The following is a 3,353-nucleotide window of genomic DNA, read 5'->3' on the forward strand; positions in this document are numbered from 1 at the left end:
GCAGCCTATTCGGGGCGCCGCCCCTCCTCGCCCAGGAAGTCGCCGACACGATCTACTCCGGCGGTCCCATCCTCACGATCAACGACGCCCAGCCAACAGCCGAAGCGGTTGCGGTGAAGGACGGCCGGATATTGGCAGTCGGAAGCCAGGCGGCCATCAACCGCTATCGAGGCACGGCAACGGTTGATTTCAACCTTGCCGGACGTGCCATGCTTCCCGGCTTCGTCGACAGCCACGGTCATGTCGCCATCGGCGGGCTGCAGGCCTATTCGGCCAACCTGCTGGCACCCCCCGATGGTCCGGTCTCGAGCATCGCGGCGTTGCTGGCGGCACTCAGGGACTGGGCGACGGCGAACGCGAACATCGTCGAACGCAAGCACATCATCTTTGGCTTCGGCTATGACAACTCCCAGCTTGCCGAACTGCGCCACCCGACGCGGTAGGAGCTGGACGACGTGTCAAAGGACGTCCCGATCGTCGTCATGCACCAGTCGGCCCATATCGGGGTTGTCAACTCGAAGGCCCTGGAAATCCTCAAGATCGACGCCAAGACGCCGAACCCGCCGGGCGGCGTGATCCAGCACGACACGAATGGCGAGCCGAACGGCCTGCTGGAAGAGACGGCCTTCTTCTCGGCCAAGAACGGGGTGATCAAGAGCTTGGGGGTGGAAGGCCTGCGGGCGTTCATCCGCGCCGGCGCCGACCTCTGGGCCAGCTACGGCTACACGACCGCGCAGGATGGTCGCTCGGCCGAGTTCATTGTCAATCTCGCGCGGGATGTGAATGCCAAAGAGGGGCTGCCGATCGACATCGTCGCCTTTCCCGATGTCCTTGAACAGGCCGACTACATCGCGAAAAGCGCGTCGCGCCAGTATGTGAACCGCGTGCGCGTGGGCGGGTGCAAGCTGTCGATCGACGGCTCGCCGCAAGGCTTCACGGCCTTTCGGGATCGGCCCTATTATGCACCGGTCGGCGATTACCCCAAGGGCTACGCCGGCTATCCGCGGGTCAGCGCGGAACAGGTCCGGGAAGCCGTCGACTTCTGCTGCAGGAACAAGCTCCAGATCATCACCCATGCCAATGGCGAGGGCGCGTCGGACCTGCTGATCGCCGCCATCAACGAGGCGCGGTCCCGCTATGGCGACCCCGGCAACCGCCCAGTGCTGATCCACGGCCAGTTCCTGCGGGAAGATCAGGTCGACAGCTTCCAGCAGCTGGGGGTCTTTCCGTCCCTGTTTCCGATGCACACCTATTACTGGGGCGACTGGCACCGCGACCACACCGTCGGCCCGGTGAACGCGGAGGCTATTTCACCCACCGGCTGGCTGGTGCAGCGACACATGATGTTTGGCACACACCACGATGCGCCAGTCGCCTTTCCGGACAGCATGCGGGTCCTTGCAGCAACGGTTACGCGACGCACGCGATCGGGCAGTATCCTCGGTCAGGACCAGCGGGTCGACGTGAAGACCGCGCTCAAGGCGATGACGATCTGGCCGGCCTGGCAGCATTTCGAGGAAGACACGAAGGGGTTAATCGAAGTCGGAAAACTGGCCGATTTCGCCATCCTGTCAGCGGATCCGACCGCGGTGGACCCTGAAACGCTGGCCGACCTCAAGGTGGTTTTCACCATCAAGGACGGAGCCGTCGCCTATGACGCCAGCAAGCAGCGAGGCCCGGCCCGGACCAGCAGCCTGCCGTTCTTGGGCGACCCGGATGCCGCGCACCTGTTTCTCCATGCCATGTTTGAAGGAAAATGGGATGTCACAGAACTCTGACTGGATCGCATCGCGTCGGCAAGTGATGAAAGGGCTGGGATTGACCGGGCTCGCCCTCGCGGTGCCGGGCTGCGTGGTCGCGGCCGAGGCGGCGGTCGCACCCCCACCCGCGCCCACTTCCGGTTCCGGCTGGACCGGCGAGCGCCTGTTCAGGGTCGTGCAGGACTATTCCGCCATGGGAAATCACCGTGTCGGCACGGCGGTCGATGCACAGACCAATAACTGGTTCGCCAACCAGCTGCGCGCGATGGACGCCGAGATTACGATGCAGCCCTTCACATTCGACCGCTTCGACGGCGCCACCGAGGTGACGATCGATGGCGAGACGATCCCGTCCATGCCGCTCTACTACGAGGCCGTCGGCGAGACCCAGAGCGATAGGCCGCACCTGGCCACCCTGAAGGCGACCACCGGCGATCGTGCCTCACAGGCGCTGCAGGACGAGATCGCGAAGGCCAAGACGGCCGGTGCAGCCATCGCCGTGATCGCGACTGAAGGCGCCGGAGGCGAGCTCTCGACGCCTAACTGCTATCCCAAGCTCGGCTCCGGCATGCCCACCATCCTCGTGCCGGGCCGCTATAGCGAGGCACTTGCGAAGGGCAAGGTCTCGGCGCGTTACGCCGGCCGCATCGTGCCCGGCGAGAGCAACAATGTCGTCGCCCGCTTCGGCGACCAGGCCGCGACGCCGCTTGTCGTCGCGACGCCGCTTTCCGGCTGGTTCACCTGTGCGGCCGAGCGCGGGACGGGAATCGCCGTGGCGCTTGCGCTTGCCGAGCAGTTCGGCGGCGATTATCCGGTGACGGTGGTCGGCTCCCCGGGCCATGAAATCCTTCACCACATCGGGTTAGAGGCGTACCTCAAGGCCAATCGCGTCGCCGCCAGCCTCATCATGCACCTCGGCGCTAATGTGGCCGTCGGCCAGAAGGACCTGGAAACCGGGCAGGTCACGCTGGCCCATGGGCTGGGCAATCCCAAGGAGATCCCGGAAGCTGGCCGGATGGTCTTTGTGCGCATGGACGAAGCCCGCTTCAATACCATCAAGTCCGAATTGGCGACCGCGCAACTGCCTGCCGCGCTCAATCCGCCCTCATGGAACGGCGAAGGCGAACTGTGGGCGAATGCCGCCGGCAGTGATCTCATGTCCTTCACCGGCATACATCCCCTGTTCCACACCTCGGGCGACATTCCGACAAATACGACAAGCCCCGAAGCGCTCGCCACCGTCTACCAGGCGGTCGCCCGTGCGGTGGCGACGTATCTTGGCAGCACCGGCTGACCGGATGTGGCCGGAGCAGGTAAAGGCACCTGGATGAAGTTCCCGAAGCCGGACGCCCTCAAGGGCGCGCAATGGTACGAGCCTTGAAACGCCCCGCGGTGCCCTTTTGCATGTCATGCCTTTGTCAACGCAAGATTCAGATGTCCGCTGGCGCGCAAGTTGGACGGAGCCGCTACCGCGGCAGATGACCGCCCGCCACATACTTTCCTCGCCGCCACGCCGTTGTGGCGGTTGCGATTTTCGCCGAGGAGAGTACCGCCTTGAACGCCACCGAACAAGCCCGTTTTGACGCCCTTTAC

2 protein-coding genes and 1 pseudogene are annotated in these 3,353 nt (G+C 64.6%); 2 read left to right on the forward strand and 1 reads right to left on the reverse strand.

Going from position 1 to position 3,353, the window contains the following annotated elements:
* Positions 1-209 precede the first annotated feature (209 nt).
* Both QZY44_RS32000 and QZY44_RS32005 read left to right on the forward strand, forming a co-directional pair.
* A pseudogene (locus QZY44_RS32000) lies at positions 210-1,778 on the forward strand (amidohydrolase).
* Positions 1,762-3,054, forward strand: a complete 1,293-nt coding sequence (locus QZY44_RS32005; RefSeq protein ID WP_295457155.1) for a hypothetical protein — start codon at positions 1,762-1,764, stop codon at positions 3,052-3,054. Before QZY44_RS32000 ends, QZY44_RS32005 begins: the two are co-directional and overlap by 17 nt.
* A gap of 113 nt (positions 3,055-3,167) precedes the next feature.
* Here QZY44_RS32005 and QZY44_RS32010 read toward each other — a convergent pair.
* Positions 3,168-3,353, reverse strand: a 186-nt coding sequence (locus QZY44_RS32010; RefSeq protein WP_295457158.1) for a hypothetical protein, incomplete at its 5' end; no start/stop codon positions are given.

Source organism: uncultured Thiodictyon sp. (assembly GCA_903837595.1).
GTDB lineage: Bacteria > Pseudomonadota > Gammaproteobacteria > Chromatiales > Chromatiaceae > Thiodictyon.